This is a genomic window from Hydrogenophaga sp. L310, assembly GCF_055703065.1.
This window is the reverse complement of sequence record NZ_JBVPZA010000002.1, coordinates 460,031-482,282: the sequence shown is the minus strand read 5'-3', so window position 1 is coordinate 482,282 and position 22,252 is coordinate 460,031. Positions and strand designations below refer to the sequence as shown.

Annotated in this window: 18 protein-coding genes; 10 read left to right on the top strand and 8 right to left on the bottom strand. The window is 66.4% G+C overall.

All coding sequences use genetic code 11. From position 1 onward, the window contains the following. The first annotated feature begins 13 nt into the window (after positions 1 to 13). From AC0GNO_RS06005 to AC0GNO_RS05995, 3 genes are read left to right on the top strand one after another with little or no spacing between them, the layout of a single operon-like run. Positions 14 to 928 (top strand): hypothetical protein, encoded by a 915-nt coding sequence (locus tag AC0GNO_RS06005; RefSeq protein ID WP_472903318.1) that lies wholly within the window; start codon positions 14 to 16, stop codon positions 926 to 928. 55 nt (positions 929 to 983) lie between these two features. Then, entirely contained in the window at positions 984 to 1,559 is a 576-nt protein-coding gene (locus AC0GNO_RS06000) for a sigma-70 family RNA polymerase sigma factor (protein WP_472903317.1), read from the top strand. After that, positions 1,556 to 2,611 carry an ankyrin repeat domain-containing protein gene (locus AC0GNO_RS05995; RefSeq protein WP_472903316.1) on the top strand — a complete coding sequence of 352 codons (1,056 nt, stop codon included), beginning with the start codon at positions 1,556 to 1,558 and terminating at the stop codon, positions 2,609 to 2,611. The genes AC0GNO_RS06000 and AC0GNO_RS05995 overlap by 4 nt, the downstream gene beginning before the upstream one ends. A gap of 13 nt (positions 2,612 to 2,624) precedes the next feature. Here AC0GNO_RS05995 and AC0GNO_RS05990 read toward each other — a convergent pair whose 3' ends face one another. Both AC0GNO_RS05990 and AC0GNO_RS05985 read right to left on the bottom strand, forming a co-directional pair. Next, positions 2,625 to 3,614, bottom strand: a complete 990-nt coding sequence (locus tag AC0GNO_RS05990; protein ID WP_472903315.1) for a 2-hydroxyacid dehydrogenase — start codon at positions 3,612 to 3,614, stop codon at positions 2,625 to 2,627. A gap of 158 nt (positions 3,615 to 3,772) precedes the next feature. Then, complete coding sequence (locus tag AC0GNO_RS05985) at positions 3,773 to 4,120, bottom strand: FKBP-type peptidyl-prolyl cis-trans isomerase (protein WP_472903314.1); 348 nt, start codon at positions 4,118 to 4,120, stop codon at positions 3,773 to 3,775. Positions 4,121 to 4,311: 191 nt separating this feature from the next. On the opposite strand from AC0GNO_RS05985, the gene AC0GNO_RS05980 reads away from it, so the two are divergent. Beyond that, the gene (locus tag AC0GNO_RS05980) at positions 4,312 to 5,124 is read left to right on the top strand and encodes a hypothetical protein (protein WP_472903313.1); all 813 of its coding nucleotides are present in this window, start codon (positions 4,312 to 4,314) and stop codon (positions 5,122 to 5,124) included. Between the two features lie 136 nt (positions 5,125 to 5,260). Here AC0GNO_RS05980 and AC0GNO_RS05975 read toward each other — a convergent pair whose 3' ends face one another. From AC0GNO_RS05975 to AC0GNO_RS05965, 3 genes are all read right to left on the bottom strand, one after another. Beyond that, on the bottom strand, positions 5,261 to 5,995 hold the full coding sequence (locus AC0GNO_RS05975; protein WP_472903312.1) for a nitroreductase: 735 nt from the start codon (positions 5,993 to 5,995) through the stop codon (positions 5,261 to 5,263). A gap of 82 nt (positions 5,996 to 6,077) precedes the next feature. Further along, positions 6,078 to 6,521, bottom strand: coding sequence for an acyl-CoA thioesterase (locus tag AC0GNO_RS05970; protein WP_472903311.1), 444 nt, complete (start codon positions 6,519 to 6,521; stop codon positions 6,078 to 6,080). Beyond that, positions 6,518 to 7,519, bottom strand: a complete 1,002-nt coding sequence (locus AC0GNO_RS05965) for a histone deacetylase family protein (RefSeq protein WP_472888028.1) — start codon at positions 7,517 to 7,519, stop codon at positions 6,518 to 6,520. The genes AC0GNO_RS05970 and AC0GNO_RS05965 overlap by 4 nt, the downstream gene beginning before the upstream one ends. 264 nt (positions 7,520 to 7,783) lie before the next feature. On the opposite strand from AC0GNO_RS05965, the gene AC0GNO_RS05960 reads away from it, so the two are divergent. Both AC0GNO_RS05960 and AC0GNO_RS05955 read left to right on the top strand, forming a co-directional pair. Continuing rightward, positions 7,784 to 8,326, top strand: coding sequence for a phasin family protein (locus AC0GNO_RS05960; protein ID WP_472888027.1), 543 nt, complete (start codon positions 7,784 to 7,786; stop codon positions 8,324 to 8,326). A gap of 408 nt (positions 8,327 to 8,734) precedes the next feature. Further along, positions 8,735 to 9,778, top strand: coding sequence for an extracellular solute-binding protein (locus AC0GNO_RS05955; protein ID WP_472903310.1), 1,044 nt, complete (start codon positions 8,735 to 8,737; stop codon positions 9,776 to 9,778). 29 nt (positions 9,779 to 9,807) lie between these two features. On the opposite strand, the gene ppk2 is transcribed toward AC0GNO_RS05955, so the two are convergent. After that, complete coding sequence (gene ppk2, locus AC0GNO_RS05950) at positions 9,808 to 10,725, bottom strand: polyphosphate kinase 2 (RefSeq protein WP_472903309.1); 918 nt, start codon at positions 10,723 to 10,725, stop codon at positions 9,808 to 9,810. 159 nt (positions 10,726 to 10,884) lie between these two features. Between ppk2 and AC0GNO_RS05945 the strand changes: the two genes are divergently transcribed. Beyond that, positions 10,885 to 11,643, top strand: a complete 759-nt coding sequence (locus AC0GNO_RS05945; RefSeq protein WP_472903308.1) for a 3-hydroxyacyl-CoA dehydrogenase — start codon at positions 10,885 to 10,887, stop codon at positions 11,641 to 11,643. 48 nt (positions 11,644 to 11,691) lie between these two features. On the opposite strand, the gene AC0GNO_RS05940 is transcribed toward AC0GNO_RS05945, so the two are convergent. Further along, on the bottom strand, positions 11,692 to 13,647 hold the full coding sequence (locus tag AC0GNO_RS05940; RefSeq protein WP_472903307.1) for a GspE/PulE family protein: 1,956 nt from the start codon (positions 13,645 to 13,647) through the stop codon (positions 11,692 to 11,694). Between the two features lie 178 nt (positions 13,648 to 13,825). Here AC0GNO_RS05940 and AC0GNO_RS05935 point away from each other — a divergent pair, with 178 nt between their 5' ends. Next, on the top strand, positions 13,826 to 15,643 hold the full coding sequence (locus AC0GNO_RS05935; protein WP_472903306.1) for a gamma-glutamyltransferase family protein: 1,818 nt from the start codon (positions 13,826 to 13,828) through the stop codon (positions 15,641 to 15,643). Here the strand turns inward: AC0GNO_RS05935 and AC0GNO_RS05930 are convergent. Further along, a complete protein-coding gene (locus AC0GNO_RS05930) occupies positions 15,640 to 17,286 on the bottom strand; it encodes an acyl-CoA synthetase (RefSeq protein ID WP_472903305.1) in 1,647 nt (548 codons plus the stop codon). The genes AC0GNO_RS05935 and AC0GNO_RS05930 overlap by 4 nt on opposite strands. 44 nt (positions 17,287 to 17,330) lie before the next feature. Here AC0GNO_RS05930 and dnaG point away from each other — a divergent pair, with 44 nt between their 5' ends. After that, positions 17,331 to 19,337, top strand: coding sequence for a DNA primase (gene dnaG / locus AC0GNO_RS05925; RefSeq protein ID WP_472903304.1), 2,007 nt, complete (start codon positions 17,331 to 17,333; stop codon positions 19,335 to 19,337). A 293-nt stretch (positions 19,338 to 19,630) separates the two neighbouring features. Continuing rightward, the gene (gene rpoD / locus AC0GNO_RS05920) at positions 19,631 to 21,949 is read left to right on the top strand and encodes an RNA polymerase sigma factor RpoD (RefSeq protein WP_472888020.1); all 2,319 of its coding nucleotides are present in this window, start codon (positions 19,631 to 19,633) and stop codon (positions 21,947 to 21,949) included. Positions 21,950 to 22,252 lie beyond the last annotated feature (303 nt).

Here is a 22,252-nt window from a genome sequence, read left to right as displayed (position 1 = left end):
TTCCGGAGCTTGCATGAACCCCCTTCTGCCGACCCTGCGCCGCCTGGCCCTGCCCGCGCTCGCCGCCCTTGCCCTCTTCAGCGCCCTGCCCGCCCACGCCCTGGGGCGGTTGAGCGACATCCAGGTCATCGACCGCGACAGCGGTGAAACCCTGCCGGTCTACCAGCACCGCGGCGAACACTGGGTGGCCGGGCGGCCCGGCGCGCGCTACGCCGTGGCCCTGCGCAACACCACGCACGGCCGCGTGCTCGGTGTCGTGTCGGTGGACGGCGTCAATGTCGTCTCGGGCGAAACCGCCGCCTGGAGCCAGACCGGCTACGTGCTGAGCCCCGGGCAGCGCTACGAGATCACCGGCTGGCGCAAGAGCGACGCCGAAGTCGCCGCCTTCCACTTCACCGCGGCCCCCGCGTCCTACGCCGCGCGCACCGGCCGCCCGGCGCAGGTGGGCGTGATCGGCGTGGCCGTGTTCCGCGAAAAGACGCCGCCTCCGCCAGTCCTCGCACCGCCACCCCTGCCCGAGCCCTACAGCCAGTCATACCCCTCACGCGAACGCCTGTCCGACGCCGAATCGGCAACGAACTTCAAAAGCCGCGCCGAGGCGGTCGGAGCCCCTGCAGCTTCAGCGGGCAGCGCCAATCACAGCAGAGCCAGCGCGATGGCCCGTGAAGCGGCACCGGCTTCGCGCCGCATGGCCCCGGCCAGCCCGACACCCCGCCTGGGCACCGGCCACGGCGAACGCGAAGGTTCGTGGGTGGGCCACACCAGCTTCGAGCGCCGCAGCGAGCGGCCCGACGAACTGATCCGCATCCGCTACGACAGCCGCGAAAACCTGATCGCCATGGGCATCCTGCCGACCACGCCCATGCCCCTGCGGCCCAACCCGTTTCCCGGTGCACCACACCCCGGCTACGTGCCCGACCCTTCATGAGACCGAAGCGCATGGTGAGCCGCACGCTGCCCGCCCGCTCGCCATAATCCACCGCATGTCCGCGGTGAATGCGCCCTCTGACGAGCAACTCATGATGGCCTTTGCCGCCGGGGACGCGCGCGCCTTCGAAACCCTCTACGACCGCCACGCCCTGCCGGTGTGGCGCTTCGTGATGCGCAGCGTGAACGACCGGTCCCTGGCCGACGATCTGGTGCAGGACGTGTGGTTCAGCCTCGCGCGGCAGGCGCCGGCCTACACCGTCCGCGCCCGCTGGCGCACCTGGCTGTTCACGCTCGCCCACCACCGGCTGGTGGACCACTGGCGCACGCACAGGCACCACGCCAGCCTCGATGCCGCCACCGAAGACGGTGCCAGCCTGGCCGACACGCTGGCGGCCGAATCCGGCTTCGGCCCCGAGCGCCGGCTGACCTCGCGCGAGCAGGCGCAGGCGCTGCTGGACGCGCTCGCTGCGCTGCCCGCCGCGCAGCGCGAAGCCTTTCTGCTGCAGGCCGAAGGTGGCCTGAGCCTGGCGGAGATCGCACAGACCACCGGCGTGAGCCCCGAAACGGCCAAGAGCCGCCTGCGCTACGCCCGCGCCCGCCTGCGCGAAACCCTGGAGGCGCACGCATGAACCGTTTTTCCCCACCGCCCAGCGGACCCGACGACGGCGGCGAAGACCGGCTGCTGCGCCGTTACCACGAAGCCAATGCCCTCGACGACGCTCGCCCGGGCCCCGCGCTGCGCGAGACCGTGCTGGCCCATGCGCGCAGCGTGGCCACCGCAAAGAAAGACGGGGCATTGGCCAAAGGCCGTGCACCCGCCAGCAACGACACCTCATGGACCCTGCGCGCCCTCGGCAGCCTGGCCGTGCTCGGCCTCGTGGGCCTGCTCGTGCTGCAGTTCGACCGCGGGTCGCCCGAGGAGCGCGAAGCAGCGTTCGGCGCACCTCCAGCGCCGGCTGCCGTACGGCCAGCGCCCGCCGCTGCGACAGACAGCCGGCCCGCGGGTGTACCGGCTGCAGGCCCGACGGACAGCCGCGAGGAGGCCGCAGCCCCATCGCTGAAAACCGTGCCCGCGCCACCGCCCGTTCCCGACGCCAACCGGGAAGCCCCGGCAGCAGCCACGCCGGCACCCGCCAAGGCCCGGCCACCGGCACCGCCGCGACCGGCGGCGCCCGCTGCCGGCCCGGCGCCAGCACCCATGGCAGCCGACTCGGCAGGCGCTTCGATGGCCGGTGCACCGTCAGCGCCAGCCGCGGCACCGTCCGCCGAGCGGGCGGCACCCGACGCCCTGACCCAGGCGATCCCGGACTCGTCCAACACCGAGCCAGCCGCGGCACCCGCAGCCCGGGAACCGGCCCGCAACGCAGCGACACTGCGCCGGGAAGCGCCTGCGGCCGACCGCGCTCGATCAGCGGCCGCCCTGCCGCCCCTGCACGCGGCCACCGCGCAGGGGGATCCTGATGCCGTGCGCCGCCTGCTCGCCACGGGCACCGATGTCAACACCCGCGATGCAACTGGACGCACGGCCCTCATGCTCGCGGCGCAGCGCGGCAATGCGGCATTGATCCGCTTGTTGCTGGATGCGGGCGCCGAGCCTGCGCTGCGCGACAAGGAGGGTCTGAGCGCCACCGACCACGCCACGCAGACCAGGCAGACTGCGGTGCTGCCACTGCTGCGTTAGACCCTCGCGGTTTTCAGCGCGGGTTCGGCAAACCGGCGTTGAGCGGGGTGAGTGTTTCGCCGCGGGCCAGGTAGGCGATCAGGTTGTCGGCGGCCAGATCGGCCATGGCGCGGCGCGTCTTGAGCGTGGCGCTGGCGATGTGAGGCGTGAGCACCACGTTGGGCACGTCGAGCAGGCCGGGGTGCACGCTGGGTTCACCTTCGAACACGTCCAGTCCCGCGGCCGCGATGCGCTTCTCGCGCAGCGCCACGGCCAGCGCCGCGTCGTCCACGATGCCGCCGCGCGCGATGTTGACCAGCGTGGCCGTGGGCTTCATCTGCGCAAGTTCAGCCGCGCCGATGGCGTGGTGCGATTCGGCACTGTAGGGCAACACCAGCATCAGGTGGTCGGCCTGCTGCAGCAGTTCGGTCTTGCTGACGTAGCGCGCCCGGCAGGCGGCCTCGCTGTCGGCGTCGAGCCGGGAGCGGTTGTGGTAGATCACGTTCATGCCAAAGCCGTTGGCGCCGCGCCGTGCAATGGCCTGACCGATGCGGCCCATGCCCAGGATGCCCAGCGTGCTGCCGTGCACCTCGGCGCCAGCGAACATGTCCAGCGCCCAGCGGTTCCACTGGCCGGCGCGCAAGAAATGCTCGCTCTCGGTGATGCGCCGCGCCGTGGCCATGAGCAGGGCAAAACCGAAGTCGGCCGTGGTCTCGGTCAGCACGTCGGGCGTGTTGGTGGCGAGCACCCCGGCCGCCGTCAGGGCCGGCACGTCGAAGTTGTTGTAACCCACCGCGATGTTGCAGACCACCCTGAGCTGCGGGCAGGCCGCCAGCAGCGCCGCGTCAATGCGCTCGCTGCCGGTGGTGAGCACACCCACCTTGCCCTGCAGCCGTTCGATCAGTTGCGTGGGCGTGAACGGCGCGTCTTCGTCGTTGGTTTCAACTTCGAAGTGCTCACGCAGGCGCGCCACCACCTCGGGAAACACGGCGCGGGCGATCAGGATGGCAGGGCGTTGGTTCATGGCGAAGTACCTTGGAAACAGGCGAAACAGGCATCACCCCCAAAGATGAGAAGGTGGGGCGAAGGGACGTTGCCCAGCACACGCCGAGGATCCGGTTCCGCCGGTCCAAGGGCGTGGTCCCCCTGGGGGGAAGCCGCGAAGCGGCGCAGGGGGGAGCCTTATACAGCGAGGAGGTCGACTTCAAACAGCAACGTGGCGTTCGGCGGAATCACGCCGCCGGCGTCGCGCGCGCCGTAGCCCAGTGCTGCCGGGATGACCAGGCGGCGCGTGCCGCCCACGGCCATGCCCTGCACGCCTTCGTCCCAGCCCTTGATGACGTGGCCGGCGCCGAGCGGGAATTCGAAGGGCTGGCCGCGGTCCTTGCTGGAGTCGAACTTGGCGCCCTGCACGCCGTCGTTGAAGAGCCAGCCGGTGTAGTGCACCTGCACCGGGCGACCGGCCTGGGCGACTTCGCCACTGCCGACCACGGTGTCTTCGTATTGCAGGCCGCTGGGGGTGGTGATCATGGAATGTCCTTGGAAGGGATGAATAATGGAAGTGGCGATTATTCCAGTCCTTGTGCGCACCGCACCGACGTGGGTCCGTTGCACCTTTGGCAACACGGATTTACACCCGCTTTTCAATCGCGATGGCAAGCGTTAACGCGCACCGTTTGTACTGAAAGCTCCCATCCACCCCAGGCCTCAGGAGTGCCTCCATGAACCCCAACAACACCACCCTCACCCGCCGCATGGCCCTCGGTGCCATTGCCGGTACGGCCCTGCTGACGGCGCTGCCCGCCATGGCATTGGGCCAGCTGGCCGACGTGCGCATCATCAACCGCGACAACGGTGAAATCCTGCCGTTCTACCGTCACCAAGGCGAACTCTGGATCGCGGGCGAGCCCGGTGTGCGCTACGCCGTGGAGCTGTACAACCGCACACGCAGACGCCTGCTCAGCGTGGTGTCGGTGGATGGCGTGAACGTCATCACCGGCGAGACCGCCGCCTTTGACCAGGCCGGCTACGTGCTGGCGCCGGGGCAACGCTACGACGTGAGCGGCTGGCGCAAGAGCCGCCGCGAGATCGCTGCCTTCGAGTTCACCCGCCTGTCACGCTCCTACGCTGCACGCACCGGTCGTCCGGACGATGTCGGTGTGATCGGCGTGGCGGTGTTCCGTGAGCGCCCGGGCTACCGGGCACCGGAACCGCAGGCGGAGATCTACGGACGCAGCGCGCCGGTGCCGCAGGGCGAAGAGTCCTTCCAGGGCAAGTCCCACCGCAGTGACGGGCCTTCAGCCGCCGGCCCGCAACTGGGCACCGGTCATGGGGACCGCGAACGCGACCGGGTGGGCGAAACCGAATTCGAGCGGCGCAGCACGCGGCCCGAAGAGATCGTGCGCATCCGCTACAACAGCCGCGCGAACCTGGTGGCCATGGGCATCATCCCGGCGTACCAGCGCCCGCCACGTGAATACAACCCCCGTGCCTTCCCCGGCGCGCGCCCGGGCTACGTCCCGGACCCGGAGTGAAACAACCACCCCTGCGCCGCCTACGGCGTCTTCCCCTCAAGGGGACGCAACTGGCAGCCCGGCAAAGCCGGTTCCGCGGCTGTCACTGAGTGGCGCTTCCTCGCTCGTCAGTAATTCGCGAACAGCGGTCGTGGTCTCACTCCAGCCATTTTGTGAAGCTCTCGACGGGTTCGCGCGGCGTGATGAAGGTGTTGACCTTGTCGGTCGGGTCGGCATAACCCAGCGACATGCCGCAGACCAGCATCTCGTTCTCGCCCGCTCCGATGTGCGGCAGGATGATCTTCGCAAAGCCGTTCCAGGCCGCCTGCGGGCAGGTGTGCAGGCCGTGGCCGCGTGCGGCGACCATGAGGTTCTGCATGAACATGCCGTAGTCCACCAGCGAGCCGCGGCCCATGACACGGTCGAGCGTGAACATCAGGCCCACAGGCGCGTCAAAAAACCTGAAGTTGCGCTGGTGCTGGGCGTGCATCTTGTCCTTGTCGCCCTTGGTGATGCCGAGCAGGCCGTAGAGCCCCCAGCCGTTTTCGCGCCGGCGGTCGATGTAGGGGCTGACCCATTTTTCCGGGTAGTAGTCGTATTCCTCGCGGTACTCGGCGGCCAGCGACGGGTCGGCGCGCAGGGCGTCGTGTGTGGCGCAGCATTTTTCGACCAGCGCATCGCGGCTCGCGCCCTGCAGCACGTACACCTTCCAGGGCTGGGTGTTGGTACCCGAGGGCGCGCGGCTGGCCAGCTGCAGCAGGTGCTCGATGGTCTCACGCGGCACCGGTGTGGGCAGGAAGGCCCGGGCCGACATGCGGCTGGTGATGGCGGCGTCGACACTGTGGGCGTCGATCGGGGTCAGGGCGCCGGTCGATGGGGGGTTGAAGCTCATGCGGGGGTCTCCGTGTTGTATTGACGTTTACGTCAACGTCAACGTCAATTATGGCAAGAACCCCGTCAGTGCGCTGCCGCCGTCACAGGATCGTCTCAAGCACCGTCTTGAGCGCCGCCGGCAAGGGCACAGGCCGGCGCGTGGCGCGGTCCACGTACACATGCACGAAGTGCCCACAGGCCGCGGCCATCTCGCCGTCTTCGGCAAACAGGCCGACCTCGTAACGCACGCTGGAACTGCCCAGGTGCGCGACGCGCAGGCCGGCGTGCACGGTCTGCGGAAAAGCCAGCGGCGCGAAGTAGTTGCACTGCGTCTCGATCACCAGACCGATGACCTCACCGGCGTGGATGTCCAGCGCGCCCTGCTCGATCAGCCAGCCGTTGACCGCGGTGTCGAACCAGCTGTAATACACCACGTTGTTCACATGGCCATAGACGTCGTTGTCCATCCACCGCGTGCCGATGGTGCGGAAGACGCGGTAGTGGCTGCGCGGGCGGGCCTGGGGACGGGTGACGGGCGTGCTCATGGCGCGGGATTGTGCCAGCGGGGTGTTGCAGGGCCTGTCGCAGAACAGTCAGCCGACCGGGCAGATGCCATCCCTTGCCAGCGGCGGTGGTAGTCGAGCGCGGTGCGGTAGGTGTTCACCTGGATCTGCACCGTGGCTTCCATGTCGGTGCCATAGCCACCCGCCATGGTGAAGGCCAGCGGCAGTCGGCGCTGCCAGGCCCAGTCCATCACGCGGCGGTCGCGCGCCTCCAGCCCGTCGAATGTGAGCTTGAGACGCCCCAGCCGGTCACCCTCGTGCGGATCGGCGCCGGCCAGGTAGATCACCAGCCCGGGATCGAAGCGCTGCTCCAGCTCTTCCAGTGCGCGCTCCAGCGCTTCCAGATATTCGGTGTCGCCGCAGCCGTCGGGCAGTTCCACGTCGAGATCGCTCGGCTCCTTGCGGAACGGGAAATTCCGGGCGCCGTGCAGCGAGAGCGTGAACACCGAGTCGTCGCGAGCGAAGATGCTGGCCGTGCCGTTGCCCTGGTGCACGTCCAGGTCGATGATGGCCACCCGCAGCGGACCCGTGGAGCGGTGGCGGCGCGCATGTTCGGCCTGCATCAGGCGGGCTGCCACCGCAGCGTCGTTGAAGACGCAGAAGCCGCTGCCCTTGTGGGCATAGGCGTGGTGTGTGCCCCCCGCGAGATTGGCCGCCAGCCCCTCGCCCGCCATGGCGTGGCGGCAGGCCTGGATGGTGGCACCCACCGAGCGCCGCGCGCGTTCGGCCATGGCAGGGCTCCAGGGGAAACCGATCTCGCGTTGCGCCGCGGCGTCCAGCGTGCCGCTCTGGATGGCCCGGATGAACGCCGGCAGATGGACCAACGCCAGTTCACCATCGCTGGCCGGCAGCGCCTGACCCAGGCGCACCTGCGGCAGCTCGGCCGTGAGGCGCTCGCGCAGGCGCCCGTACTTGGCCATGGGAAAGCGGTGGCCGCTGGGCAGGGGCAGGATGAAGTGATCGGCGTAGAAAGCGTGCACGGGGGAATCGGCGTTGGAGAGGTGCGGCCATTGTGTTCGTCGCTTGAAACCAGCGCGTGGGTCCGTGTTTTAGTAAGACCCTTCTAGATTGCTGCAATGCAACAAAAACCGCTTGCAACGGCTCGAGTTTTCCCTATAATTCGAGCCATGTTGCAGTGCAGCAAAGCGAACGAAAAGAACAGCGTCGAGACAGCGCGGAGTTCGGGAGCAGCTCTCAACTAGGCCACTACCCCCCTATTTACTTCCTCTTTCGGAGAACCCCACATGCTGACCGCTGAACAAATCGTCGCCGCACAAAAAGCCAACATCGAAACCCTTTTCGGCCTGACCCAGAAAGCCTTCGAAGGCGTGGAAAAGCTGGTTGAACTGAACGTTCAGGCCACCAAGGCTGCCCTGAGCGAGTCTGCCAACAGCACGCAAGCGCTGCTGTCCGTCAAGGACGCCCAGGAACTGCTGACGCTGCAAGCCAGCCTCATGCAACCCCTGGCCGAGAAGACCGTGGCCTACAGCCGTCACCTGTACGACATCGCTTCGGGCACCGGCGCCGAATTCGGCAAGGCTGCTGAAGCCCAGGCTGCTGACGCACAGAAGAAGTTCATGTCCGTCGTGGACAACGCTTCCAAGAACGCCCCTGCCGGTTCCGAAACCGCCGTGGCCGTGATGAAGAGCGCCGTGTCCGCCGCCAACAACGCCATGGAATCGGTGCAGAAGGCTGTCAAGCAAGCCACCGAAATGGCCGAAGCCAACTTCAACACCGTGACCACGCAAGCTGTCAGCGCCACCAAGGCCGCTGCCAAGAAGCGCTGAATTGCAAAGGTTTCATGCCTTTGATGGGGCTTTTGACTTCTGTCAAAGCACTCACACCGAAATCACTGGAGACTAGCGCCAGACTTGAGAAGGCGGCGCTGGTTCACCAAATCCGTTTTTTCTGGTTGTCTCCTCGGGTCCTTTTCGAAATTCGGTTTCATCGGACCCCTTAAGCCCTCGCTGCAAAGCGGGGGCTTTTTTTTGCGCGTCACATGGAGCCCTTCGGGTGTCAGCCAGTCCAGTGCTGCCGGCTGGTTCGCCGAACCACCGCATGTTGACCCAGATCAACTGTTTTTTATTGAGAACCATTCGTGTTTGTGTTAGCATCTGACTTGGATGAATCGTGCCCGCAGCGCTGGTAATCTCCAGACGAATGCGGGGTTATTGGCTCCAGAGAAAGTCCCCCACATGCGCAACACCATCAAGCTCAGCATTGTCCTTGCCGCGGCCTCCGCAGCCTTGGGCGCCCAGGCCCAGGACAAAGTGCTCAACCTGTACTCCGCCCGCCACTATCAGACCGATGAGGCGATGTACGACACCTTCACCAGGACCACCGGCATCAAGATCAACCGCGTCGACGCGGACGACGCTGGCATCGTGGCGCGTCTGCGCGCCGAAGGTGCCGCATCACCCGCCGACGTGATCCTGCTGGTGGACGCGGCCCGCATGGCCAGCGCTGACAGCCAGGGCCTGTTCCAGCCCATCAAGTCGGCCAAACTGGATGCCGCCATTCCCGCCAACCTGCGCGCCGACGCTGGCCCCGATGGCGTGACCTGGACCGGTTTCTCCACCCGCGCCCGCGTGATCATCTACGACCCGCTGCGCGTCAAGGCCGCCGACGTGGCCACCTACGAACAACTGGCCGACCCCAAGCTCAAGGGCCTGGTCTGCACCCGCTCGGGCTCACACCCCTACAACCTCTCGCTGTTCGCCACCGTGGTCGAACGCCTGGGCGATGCCAAGGGCGAAGAATGGCTCAAGGGCGTGGTCGCCAACATGGCGCGCGCACCCAAAGGCGGTGACACCGACCAGATCAAGGCCGTGGCCTCGGGCGAATGCGGTGTGGCACTGACCAACACCTACTACGTGGCCCGCATGATCAAGTCCAGCAAGCCCGAGGACCGTTCGGTGATGGAAAAAGTGCGCGTGGTCTTCCCCAACCAGGGCACCAGCGGCGCGCACGTCAACATCGCCGGCGCAGCCGTTGCCAAGCACGCCAAGAACCGCGACAACGCCGTGGCCTTCATGGAGTTCCTGGCCAGCCCCTTTGCGCAGGACTACTTCGCCAACGGCAACAACGAGTTCCCGGCCGTCAAGGGCCTGAAGGTGAACAACCCCGCCATCAAGGCCATGGGTGGCGACAACTTCAAGGCCGAGCAGATTCCGCTGGGCGTGGTCGCGAAGAACATGACCAAGGTGCAGCAGATGCTGGACCGCGTGGGCTACAAGTAACCCCCCGCGCCGCAGGCGCGGCGGGAGTGTTAATAAACCTGCGGCACGTAGATCTCGCCGGGCACCTGGTGGCGGCGGTAGTCTTCGTGGCGCATGCGTTCGGGCAGTTCGATGCCGGGGCGCTGAATCTCGTGGTACGGCATCTGTGACAGCAGGTGGTGGATGCAGTTCAGGCGCGCCTTTTTCTTGTCATCGGCCGGCACCACCCACCATGGCGATTCGGGGATGTGGGTGCGTTCGAGCATCACTTCCTTGGCCTTGGTGTAGAGCTCCCAGCGGCGGCGGCTCTCCAGGTCCATCGGGCTGAGCTTCCATTGTTTGAGCGGGTCGTGGATGCGGCCAAGGAAGCGCAACTCCTGTTCGGCATCGGACACCGAGAACCAGTACTTGATCAGCTGGACGCCGGAGCGCGCGATCATCTTCTCGAACTCGGGCACGTCGCGGAAGAAAGCTTCGTACTGCTCGTCGGTGCAAAAGCCCATCACCTTTTCCACACCGGCGCGGTTGTACCAGCTGCGGTCGAACAGCACGATCTCGCCGGCCGCCGGCAGGTGCGGCACGTAACGCTGGAAATACCACTGCGTGCGCTCGCGGTCGCTGGGTGCGGGCAGCGCCACCACCCGGCACACGCGCGGGTTCAGGCGCTGCGTGATGCGCTTGATCACGCCGCCCTTGCCGGCCGCATCGCGCCCTTCGAACACGATCACCACCTTGTGCCCGGTGGCGTGCACCCAGTCCTGCAGCTTCACCAGCTCGGCCTGCAGACGAAACAGTTCGCGGAAATACGTGCGTCGGCTTTCCTTCTGCTGCAGCAGCGTCTCGGGGTCCAGCTCACCGCCGAGCGCGTCCACGTGGCGGTCCTCAATTTCCATCTCCAGCTCTTCGTCGTAGCCGTCCATGAGATCGTAGTGAATGCGGGTCAGCAGCTCGTCGTGGCTGTCAAACATGGGGGCTCCGTGCGGGGGTCAATGGTGATGGCAGGCTACGGCCCTTGTGTGACAAGCTCGTGAAATCACGGCGCCAATCCGGTGACATTTCGAGCGCCACCGGCTGAGCCATAATTGACGTTTACGTCAACGTCAACTCACCACCCGAGGAGCACACCCATGGACATTCAAGGCAAGGTATTCATCGTCACCGGCGCCGCATCCGGTCTGGGCGAAGGCACGGCGCGCATGCTGGCGGCCAACGGCGGCACCGTCGTGATCGCCGACATGCAGGCTGAAAAAGGCGAAGCGGTCGCCAAGGACATCGGCGGCGCGTTTGTGAAATGCGACGTGAGCAGCGAAGCCGACGGCCAGGCCGTGGTGGCCAAGGCCCTGTCCCTGGGCAAGCTCATGGGCCTGGTCAACTGCGCCGGCATCGCGCCGGCCGAAAAGACCGTGGGCAAGAACGGCGCGCACTCGCTGGCCGTCTATACCAAGACCATCATGGTCAACCTGGTCGGCAGCTTCAACATGATCCGCCTCGCCTCGGAAGCCATGTGCAAGAACGAACCCGAAGCCACGGGCGAACGCGGCGTGATGATCTCGACCGCCTCAGTCGCGGCCTACGACGGCCAGATCGGCCAGGCCGCCTACGCCGCCTCCAAGGGCGGCGTGGTCGGCATGACGCTGCCCATTGCGCGCGACCTCGCGCGCAACGGCATCCGCAACATGACGATCGCCCCCGGCATCTTCGGCACGCCCATGCTGTTCGGCATGCCGCAGGAAGTGCAGGACGCGCTGGCCGCCAGTGTGCCGTTCCCCAGCCGCCTGGGTACGCCGCAGGACTACGCCAAGCTGGCGAAACACATCTTCGAAAACGACATGCTCAACGGCGAGGTGATCCGTCTGGACGGCGCGATCCGCCTGGCGCCGCGCTGAAGCGATCTGCTCGCACCCGCCCGGCCTGGGCGCCGGGCTTTTTTGTGCTCAGCGGTAGGCCGTGCGGGCCTGCTTCAGGTCGATCAGGCCCTGCACCACCTTCTCGATCGCATCGTGGCGCAGGCTGCGCATGCCTTCGCTCACGGCGGTGTCAAAAATCTCCGATGGCCGGGCGCGGTTCTGGATCAGCAGCTTGATGGCGCGGCTGTTCTGCAGGATCTCGTAGACGCCCAGCCGCCCCTTGTAGCCCTTGCCGCCACAATGATCGCAACCGACTGCGTGCCGGGTGTTGATGCGGGTGTGGAGGTCGGAGGAGGCTTCCACGCCCGCGGCCTTGAGCAGGCGAGCCTGGGCCTCCTGGCGGCTCAGGTTGCTGCCCTCCATGTATTCCTGCCGCAGCGCGTCCCACTCTTCATCGGTGACCGGACGGTCGTGGGCACAGTGGGTGCACAGGGCTCGCACCAGGCGCTGGGCGACGATGCCCAGCAACGAGTCGGCGAAGTTCATCGGGTCCATGCCGAGGTCGAGCAGGCGCACCACGCTCTCGCTGGCATTGTTGGTGTGCAGGGTGGAGAGCACCAGATGGCCGGTCAGGGAGGCCTCGATCGCGATCTTGGCGGTCTCGGCATCGCGGATCTCGCCGATCATGATGATGTCCGGGTCGGCGCGCAGGAAACCACGCATGGCGCTGGCGAAAGTCAGGCCGATCTTGCTGTTCATCTGCACCTGGCGCAGGCCGGGCTGGGTGATCTCGATCGGGTCCTCTGCGGTCCATATCTTGCGCTCGGCGGTGTTCACCTCGGCCAGCATGGAATGCAGTGTGGTGGTCTTGCCCGAACCGGTGGGGCCGGCGGCCAGCACCAGACCAAAGGTGCGCTCTGAAAAACCGGCAATGAGATCCCGGTCACGGGGCTGCAAGCCCAGCCTGGACAAAGGCAGCGGCTTGGCCGATTCCAGCAAGCGCAGCACCACGTCTTCCAGACCGTCGTGGGTGGGCATGATCGCCACGCGCAGCTCGAGGGCTTTGCCGCCGAACTCAGAGAAATCAATTTTGCCGTCCTGCGGTCGGCGGCGTTCGGCGATGTCGAGCCGCGCCATGATCTTGATGCGCGAAACCAGCGGCGCCCGCAGCTTGGCCGGCAGCCGCAAATAAGGCTCCAGATCGCCGTCGCGCCGGAAGCGGATGACCGTCAGCGCCTCGCCCGGGTTGCTTTCGATGTGGATGTCGGACACGCCCGTGCCCTGGGCCTCGGTGATCATCTGGTTGACCAGCCGCACGATGCCGGCCGAATCCGCGGCCGAGACCAGTTGCTCGGCTTCACCGGCTGTGCCCACCTCCACCATCGCCTGCATGACCAGATCCTCCAGCACCGCCTGGTCGTTGTGCTGTGCCAGCTCATGGGGCGGCAACATCTGGCGCCGAACGTCGTCGGCGAGGGCGCTGTGGGCATGCCCGGCGCGTTCGATGCGGTCCTGCAGCGCCAGCCGCCGCTCGATCGCTTCGCTGCTGGCCCACACCAGGCGCACGGTGTGACCGGTCTGCGTGCAAAGCTGATGCTGCAGCACTTCGTTGGTCGGCGCGCAGGAAGCCACATAAAACTGCTCGTTGGCCATGCCCAGCGGCACCACATGAAAGGCATGCGCTGCGCGCAAAGGCAGGATGCCGAACGCATCGCGTTCGATGTCGAATCCCAGCACCTCGATCTCCAGCAAGCCGGCCACACAAGCCAGCGCCCGGTGCAGTTCATCCTCGGTCAACAGCAGGCGCTGCACCAGTTCAGAGGAGCGCGAACGCAGCAGGTCCGGACTTTCCATCGCCAGCTCGTTCAGCCGGGGCTCGTCGAGGAGGCGCAGCCGCAGCAAGGCGTCGCGCAGGCTGACAATGGGCTGGCGGTGTTGCTCCTCCTGCGCCAGGATCAACTGGGCCAGGTTGTGCGCCGCCTGACGCGAGGGTATGCCCAGCGTTTCGGGAGCGGCGGATGGAACAACCTGGGTATGTGTCATGGGGATTTCTTGGCAGACTGCTGGAGTGGATGGCACTTCAGGACTCAAAATTGCACGATCATTCTTATTGTTGCCTGATCTTCGGCAAGCTGCGCACCAGCGCGGCCCCTAAACCCCCCCCAGCATGAAAGAACGCACAAAAGGCCTTCTTCGAACGGTCACATGCCCTTTGCCGGCGATGCTGATCACACTGAGCCTGTTGCTGGCGGCCTGCGCCGTGCCCACCGCTCACGACAGCGCCGCGGTGTCTGCGCCCACCAGCCCGGCGGTACAGCCCGAAGGCGCGTCGGGCACGGCGCCCAAGCCGGGCTGGACGCTGCACCAGCACGCCGTGGCGGCCGCCAACCCCCTGGCCACCGGAGCCGGCGTGCACATCCTGCGCGCCGGTGGCAGTGCCGTGGACGCGGCCATCGCCGTGCAGATGGTGTTGACCCTGGTGGAGCCGCAGTCCAGCGGCATCGGCGGTGGAGCCTTCCTGCTGCACCACGATGGTCAACGTGTCCAGGCCTTTGACGGGCGCGAGACCGCGCCGGCCGCAGCAACGGAAGAGCTGTTTCTCGCAGACGATGGCCAACCCCTGCCCTTCCTGCAGGCCGTGGTGGGCGGCCGTTCGGTGGGCGTACCCGGCACGGTGGCCATGCTGGCGCTGGCCCACCGGCAACACGGCCGGCTGCCCTGGGCCCGGTTGTTCGATCCCGCCATCCGGCTGGCCGATCAGGGTTTCCCGGTCAGCCCGCGGCTGCACACGCTGCTGGCGGCCGAAAGCGCGCTGAAGCAGGATCCGGTGGCCGCGGCCTACTTCTACCAGCGCGATGGCCAGCCGCACCCGGTGGGCCATGTGCTGCGCAATCCCGAGTTGGCTCAGGTGCTGCGCGACATCGCCGCCGTCGGCCCGTTGGCTCTGCACGAAGGCCCGGTGGCACGGGCGCTGGTCGCAAAGGTGCAGCAGCACCCGGGCAACCCCGGTCGGCTCAGCCTGGACGACCTCAAGGCGTACCGGCCCAAGGAGCGGGAAGCCCTGTGCTTCGACCACAAGGCCGCACAACGCGCGCTGCGCATCTGCGGCTTCCCGCCGCCGAGTTCGGGGGCCATCGCCATCGGACAGATCCTCGGCCTGCTCGCGCGCACGCCGCAAGCCGATGCGTCGCTGTCGGGTGGCCTGCCCGGCCCCGACTGGCTGCACACCTACGCCGAGGCGTCCCGCCTGGCGTTCGCCGACCGCGCGTTGTACCTGGCCGACCCCGATTTCGTGGCACCACCGGCCGGACGCTGGGGGAGCCTGCTCGACGCCAGCTACCTCGACGAACGAGCCCGCCTGATCACGCCCGCCCGCGCGCCGCAAGCTGCCCCGGGCCAGCCCGACGGCAGCGCCAGCGCCTGGGCGCCCATGCCGGAACAAGCCGAGTACGGCACCAGCCACATCAGCATCGTCGACCGGTTTGGCAACGCGCTGGCCATGACCTCCACCATCGAAGCCGGCTTCGGCGCCAGGCTGATGGTGAGCACCGACCCCTCGCGCCCTGGGGGTTTTCTGCTCAACAACGAGTTGACCGATTTCAGCTTCGCGCCCGCCGACGCGCAGGGCCGGCCGGTGGCCAACCGCGTCGAACCCGGCAAGCGGCCGCGTTCGTCCATGTCGCCCACGCTGGTGTTCGACCGCGACAGCGGTCAGTTGCTCATGAGCACCGGCAGCCCGGGTGGCGCGCTCATCATCCACTTCACGGCCAAGACCCTGCTGGGCGCACTGCAGTGGGGCCTGAGCCCGCAGGCCGCGATCGACCTGCCCAACTTCGGCACGCTGGGCGGCCCCTTGATGCTCGAAACCGGCCGCTTCCCTCCCGCCACCGTGCAGTCCCTGCAGCAACGCGGCCACACGGTGAGCGAAACACCCATGCCCAGCGGGCTGCAGGCGATCCAGCGCGGCATGAAAAACGGTCAGGTGGTGTGGCTGGGTGGCGCCGACCCGCGGCGCGAGGGCATCGTCGCAGGCGACTAGACGTCGATGGCTTCGGCAGAGCCGGCGCGCTTGCGCAGCTCGAACTTCTGAATTTTTCCCGTGCTGGTTTTCGGCAGTTCACCGAACACCACGAACCGTGGCACCTTGAACCCCGCCAGGTGTTTCTTGCAGTGGGTCACGATCTCTTCGGGCGTGGTGTGCACACCGAACTTGAGTTCCACGAAGGCACACGGCGTCTCGCCCCACTTCGGATCGGGCCGCGCAACGACCGCGGCAGCCAGCACGTCGGGGTGGCGGTAGAGCACATCTTCCACCTCGATCGACGAGATGTTCTCGCCACCCGAAATGATGATGTCCTTGCTGCGGTCCTTGATCTTGAAATAGCCGTCGGGGTACTGCACCGCCAGGTCACCGCTGTGAAACCAGCCGCCGGCAAAGGCCTCCTGCGTCGTCGTCGGGTTCTTCAGATAACCCTTCATGGTGATGTTGCCCTTGAACATGATCTCGCCCATGGTCTCGCCGTCCTGCGGCACGGGTTTCATGGTTTCCGGGTTCAGCACGCGCACGTCGCGCTGCAGGTGGTAGCGCACGCCCTGGCGCGCGTTGAGCCGGGCGCGTTCACCGATGTCCAGATCGTCCCAGGCGGCGTGTTTGGCGCAGACCGTGGCCGGGCCGTAGACCTCGGTCAGCCCGTACACATGGGTCAGGTCAAAACCCATCTGCTCCATGCCTTCGATCATCGAAGCCGGTGGCGCTGCGCCCGCCACCATGGCCTTGATGCCGGCCGGCACACCGGCTTTCATCGCCGCGGGCGCGTTGACCAGCAGGCCGTGCACGATGGGTGCGCCGCAATAGTGCGTCACGCCGTGCTCGCGCATGGCGTCGAAGATGGCCTGCGGGTCCACCCGGCGCAGGCACACGTTGACACCCGCGCGCACCGCCAGCGTCCAAGGGAAACACCAGCCGTTGCAGTGGAACATGGGCAGCGTCCAGAGGTAGACGGCGTGCTTGGGCATGTCCCACTCCAGCACATTGCTGATCGCGTTCATGGCCGCACCACGGTGGTGGTAGACCACGCCCTTGGGGTTGCCGGTGGTGCCGCTGGTGTAGTTGAGTGCGATGGCGTCCCACTCGTCGGCGGGCAGGCTCCAGGCGAAAGCCGGGTCGCCACCGTCCAGGAAAGATTCATAGGTGGTGTTGCCCACAGGCTGCGCCTCGCCGGTGAAGAGGGCATCTTCCACATCGATCACCAGCAAGGGCGATTTGTGCTGCCGCAGAGCCAGCGCCCTGCGCAGGGTGCCCGCAAACTCCGGGTCCACGATCACCGCCTTGGCCTCGCCGTGGTCCAGCATGAAGGCAATCGCTTCCGGGTCCAGCCGGGTGTTGAGCGCGTTGAGCACGGCGCCGGCCATGGGCACGCCAAAGTGCGCCTCCACCATCGGCGGGGTGTTGGGCAGCATCACCGCCACCGTGTCGTTCTTGCCGATGCCGGCGCGCTGCAGGGCGCTGGCCAGCTGGCGGCAGCGGGCATAGGTCTGACCCCAGGTCTGGCGCAGCGCACCGTGCACGATAGCCAGCCGGTCCGGGTAGACCTCGGCGGTGCGCTCGATGAACGACAGCGGCGAGATGGGAGCGTAGTTGGCCTCGTTGCGGGGCAGGTCCTGGTCGTAGATACTGGTCATGTGGTGTCTCCTGTCGTTCTTGTCGCGTGGGGGAGAATAGCCAGGTGGCCATACCGCAAACCTTCATCCAGGAACTGCTCAACCGTGTCGACGTGGTCGACGTGGTGGGCCGCTACGTCCAGCTGAAAAAAAGCGGAGCCAACCTGATGGGGCTGTGTCCGTTCCACGGCGAAAAATCGCCGTCGTTCAGCGTCAGCCCGACCAAGCAGTTCTACCACTGCTTCGGCTGCGGCGCCAACGGCAACGCCATCGGCTTCCTGATGGAACACGCCGGCATGAGCTTCATCGAGGCGGTGAAAGACCTGGCCCAGCAGGCCGGTCTGCAGGTACCCGAGGACGACGCCTCACCGCAAGACCGCGAGCGCGCAGCGTTGCAGCGCCAGAAGCAGGTGACGCTCAACGATGTGCTGGAAAAGGCCGCACACGCCTACATGAAGCAGCTCAAGGCCTCGCCGCGCGCCGTGGATTACCTCAAAGGCCGCGGTCTCTCGGGCGAGATCGCCAGGACCTTCGGCCTGGGCTACGCGCCCGAAGGCTGGCGCAGCCTGGCCAGCGTGTTCCCGGACTACACGGATGCGCTGCTCGTCGAGTCCGGCATGGTGATCGTGCACGAGGATGAATTAGGCCAGGACGGCGAAGTCAAGCGCTACGACCGCTTCCGCGACCGCATCATGTTCCCGATCCGCAACGTCAAGGGCGAATTCATCGGTTTTGGCGGGCGCGTGCTCGACAAGGGCGAACCCAAGTACCTGAACTCGCCCGAGACGCCGGTGTTCAGCAAGGGCCGCGAGCTCTACGGCCTGTTTGAAGCGCGCACCGCCATCCGCGTGGCAGGCTACGCGCTGGTCACCGAGGGCTACATGGACGTGGTGGCCCTGGCCCAGCTCGGCTTTGCCAACGCCGTCGCCACGCTCGGCACGGCCTGCACGCCGGACCACGTGCAGAAACTCTTCCGCTTCACCGACAGCGTGGTATTCAGCTTCGATGGCGACGGCGCCGGCCGGCGCGCGGCCCGCAAGGCGCTGGATGCCGCCCTGCCCCTGGCCACCGACACGCGCAGTGTGAAGTTCCTCTTTCTGCCGGCCGAACACGACCCGGACAGCTACATCCGCGCCAACGGCGAAGAAGCGTTTGCACAATGCGTGAAGGACGCCGTACCGCTCTCGCGCTTCCTCATCGACGCCGCGAGCGCCGACTGCGACCTGACCAGCGCCGAAGGCCGCGCCCGCATGGCGAGTCAGGCGCGCCCGCTGTGGAGCGCCCTGCCCGACGGCGCACTCAAGCGCCAGCTGATCACCGAGCTGGCCAACAGCATCGGCATCGGCAGTGCCGACCTGCTGCAGCTCTGGCAACAGACCGGTGGCGGCGCGCGCGCCCAGCGCCCGTCGAACCACGAGTCCTCGGCGTCCCCAGCGCACGCCTATGACGGTGGCAGCCACACCCAGGACCACGGGGACCACACGGGAGGCGGCTACACCCAGTCATTCAGCCCATCAGGCGGAGGCACTTACGGCGGCGGCGCGAGCAGCGGCTACGGCAAAGGCACCTACGGCAACAAGGGCTATGGCAAGTGGCGCAAAGGCCCGCCCCCGCCGCCGCGCATGCTCGGCCAGCGCCGCGCGGGCGGCAGCCGGGCCGACCGGGCCGTGGGCCTGCTGCTGGCCAATGCCCAGGCCTGGGACACGCTGTCCGCGGACGACCACGCCATGCTCGCGCACCTGCCATCGCCGCACGGCCCGGTGTTTGCCTGGCTCGAAGCCCAGTTGCACGAACACGGTCCCCAGCCCTGGGCGGCCCTGCGCGAGGCCCTGCGGGGTGGTGAACACGAAGCTTTTGCCTGCGGCCAGGTGGAGCAGGCCACCATGGGCGCCGACTCGGCGATGGAGCTGGCCGAGTTGGCCGACGTGATGGACCGCCTGCGCGGTGACGCACTGGAGGCCTTGGCAGGCCTGCTGGCGGCCCGGGTACAGCAGGGCGATGCCACGGCGTATGAAGACTACAAAAGGGTCAACGAGCGCATCAAGGCCTTGAAAAGCGGCCCACCGGTATAATCTAAGGTTTTGCACCGCAAGCGCGACAGCAGCACCTCCGGCACAGGCCTGACCCCAGCACAGGGGCGACTCGGAACCTTTTCCTGGCCACCACAGCGACCCCACGGTCCTGACGGAAACCCGCAAGGGCTGCACACCAAATGTTCGCCCACACAGCTTGCAGGCCCGCCCTTTCCGGCGAAAGGTGGGCGTAGTGCCCGACAAAAACCACCGGAGTGGCCGCCTGCGGCGACCTTTTGGCGATTTTTGTGAGTTCTGCCGGTCCTGTCTCTGCCATTTTTTTTGAGGTCCTCATGCCTGCGAAGAAGTCCAGTACGCCTGTCCAGTCCAGCACAAAAACAGCCACCAAGGCCAAAGCCGGCCCAGCCGCTCCCGAAGCGCCCAAGAAACCCTCAGTGACCGCCAAGATGCCTGTAAAACCCGCTGCCAAACCCCCCGCCCGCAAGACCGCCGACGACGAGCTCGACGTTGTCGACGCGAGCGCCGAGTCGAAGAAAAAGGCGGGCCGACCGGCCAAAGCCGCTCCGGCCGGCAAACCCGCTGCCAAGCGGGGCCGCAAGCCCAAGGCGGGGGCCAAAGAAGGCGCCGATCTGGATGACGCCGACCTGAGCGACATCGAAGACGACCTGACCGGTGAAGTCGAAGCCGAGACCGAAGTGGTCGACGCCACCGCTCAGCCGGTCGAGAAGGTCAAGCCGCTGCGCATGAAGATCAGCAAGGCCAAGGAGCGCGCGCTGATGAAGGAATTCGGCCTGGACGAAACCGTCCTGTCCGAAGAAGAAGCCAAGAACCGCCGCGAACGCCTCAAGACCCTGATCAAGCTGGGCAAGACACGCGGCTACCTGACGCACGGCGAAATCAACGACCACCTGCCCGACAAGCTGGTCGAGGCCGAGACGCTGGAAGTGGTGGTTTCGCTGCTGAACGACATGGGTGTGGCCGTCTACGAACAGACGCCCGACGCCGAAACCCTGCTGCTGAACAACACCGGCCCCACCGCCGCGACCGAAGAAGAAGCCGAAGAAGAAGCCGAAGCCGCTCTGTCCACGGTGGACAGCGAGTTCGGCCGCACCACCGACCCGGTGCGCATGTACATGCGTGAAATGGGCACGGTCGAGCTGCTGACGCGCGAAGGCGAAATTGAAATCGCCAAGCGCATCGAGGGTGGCCTCAACGACATGATGGCCGCGATTTCCGAATCGCCCGCCACCATCGCCGACATCCTGGCCATGGCCGAGGACATCCGCGAAGGCAAGGTCGTGATCTCCACCGTGGTGGACGGTTTCGCCGACGCCGATGCGGCCGACGATTACGTGGCCGAAGAGGACTTCGACGACTACGATGAAGCCGATGACGACGACGGCAAGGGCGGCTCCAAGGCCCTCACCCGCAAACTCGAAGAACTCAAGCGCGAAGCGCTGACCCGCTTCGACACCCTGCGCGGCCAGTTCGAGAAACTGCACAAGACCTACGACAAGGAAGGTTACGGCACGCCGACCTACCTGAAGACGCAGCTCGCCATCACCGAGACGCTGATGTCGATCCGCTTCACCGCCAAGGCGATCGAAAAGCTGTGCAGCACGATGCGCAACCAGGTCGATGAAGTGCGCAAGAAAGAGCGCGAACTGCGCCGCATCATCGTGGACAAGTGCGGCATGCCGCAGGACAAGTTCATCGCCGACTTCCCGGCCAACCTGCTGAACCTGAAGTGGGTTGAAAAGCAGGCCGCTGCCGGCAAGCCCTGGAGCGTGATCATGCAGCGCAACATCCCGCCGGTGCAGGAACTGCAGACCGGCCTGATGAACATCCAGAGCAGCGTGGTCGTGCCGCTGGCGCACCTGAAAGACATCCACAAGCGGATGAATTCGGGCGAGTCCACCTCGCGCGACGCGAAGAAAGAAATGATCGAGGCCAACCTGCGCCTGGTGATTTCGATCGCGAAGAAGTACACCAACCGTGGCCTGCAATTCCTGGACCTGATCCAGGAAGGCAACATTGGCCTGATGAAGGCCGTGGACAAATTCGAATACCGCCGCGGCTACAAGTTCTCGACGTATGCCACGTGGTGGATCCGCCAGGCGATCACGCGCTCGATCGCCGACCAGGCGCGCACGATCCGCATCCCGGTGCACATGATCGAGACGATCAACAAGATGAACCGCATCAGCCGCCAGCATTTGCAGGAGCACGGTTTTGAACCCGATGCGTCCATCCTGGCCGAGAAGATGGAGATGCCGGAAGACAAGATCCGCAAGATCATGAAGATCGCGAAAGAGCCGATCTCGATGGAAACGCCCATCGGCGACGACGACGATTCGCACCTGGGCGATTTCATCGAAGACCAGGCGAACACCGCGCCGATCGAGGCTGCGATGCAGGCCGGTCTGCGCGACGTGGTCAAGGAAATCCTCGACAGCCTGACACCGCGCGAAGCCAAGGTGTTGCGCATGCGTTTCGGCATCGAGATGTCGACCGACCACACGCTGGAAGAAGTGGGCAAGCAGTTCGACGTGACGCGCGAGCGCATCCGTCAGATCGAGTCCAAGGCGGTGCGCAAGCTCAAGCACCCGAGCCGTTCGGACAAGCTGCGCAGCTTCATCGATTCGATGTAATCGTCGGACTTTCTGACTTGTCTGTAGAGGGAGCCTTTGGCTCCCTTTTTTTCGTGCCAGCTTGTGTGGTGTGTCTCGCCGAGGCGGGGCGCACTGCTCCGCTCATGTCCCCCGGCCTCGGCCTGCGGCCGAGCCCTCCTCCTTTACTTCGCTGCGCAGTACGCCCCACCTCAGCGAGACGCCTGCAGATGGGCGTGCCCGCAGGGGTGGGCGCGCCCACATAGCCTCAGTGTATGGAGCGTCGGGTGCTTGACGCAGCGAAGTAAAGGAGGAGGAACGGGCGCAGCCCGTTCCGGGGGACAT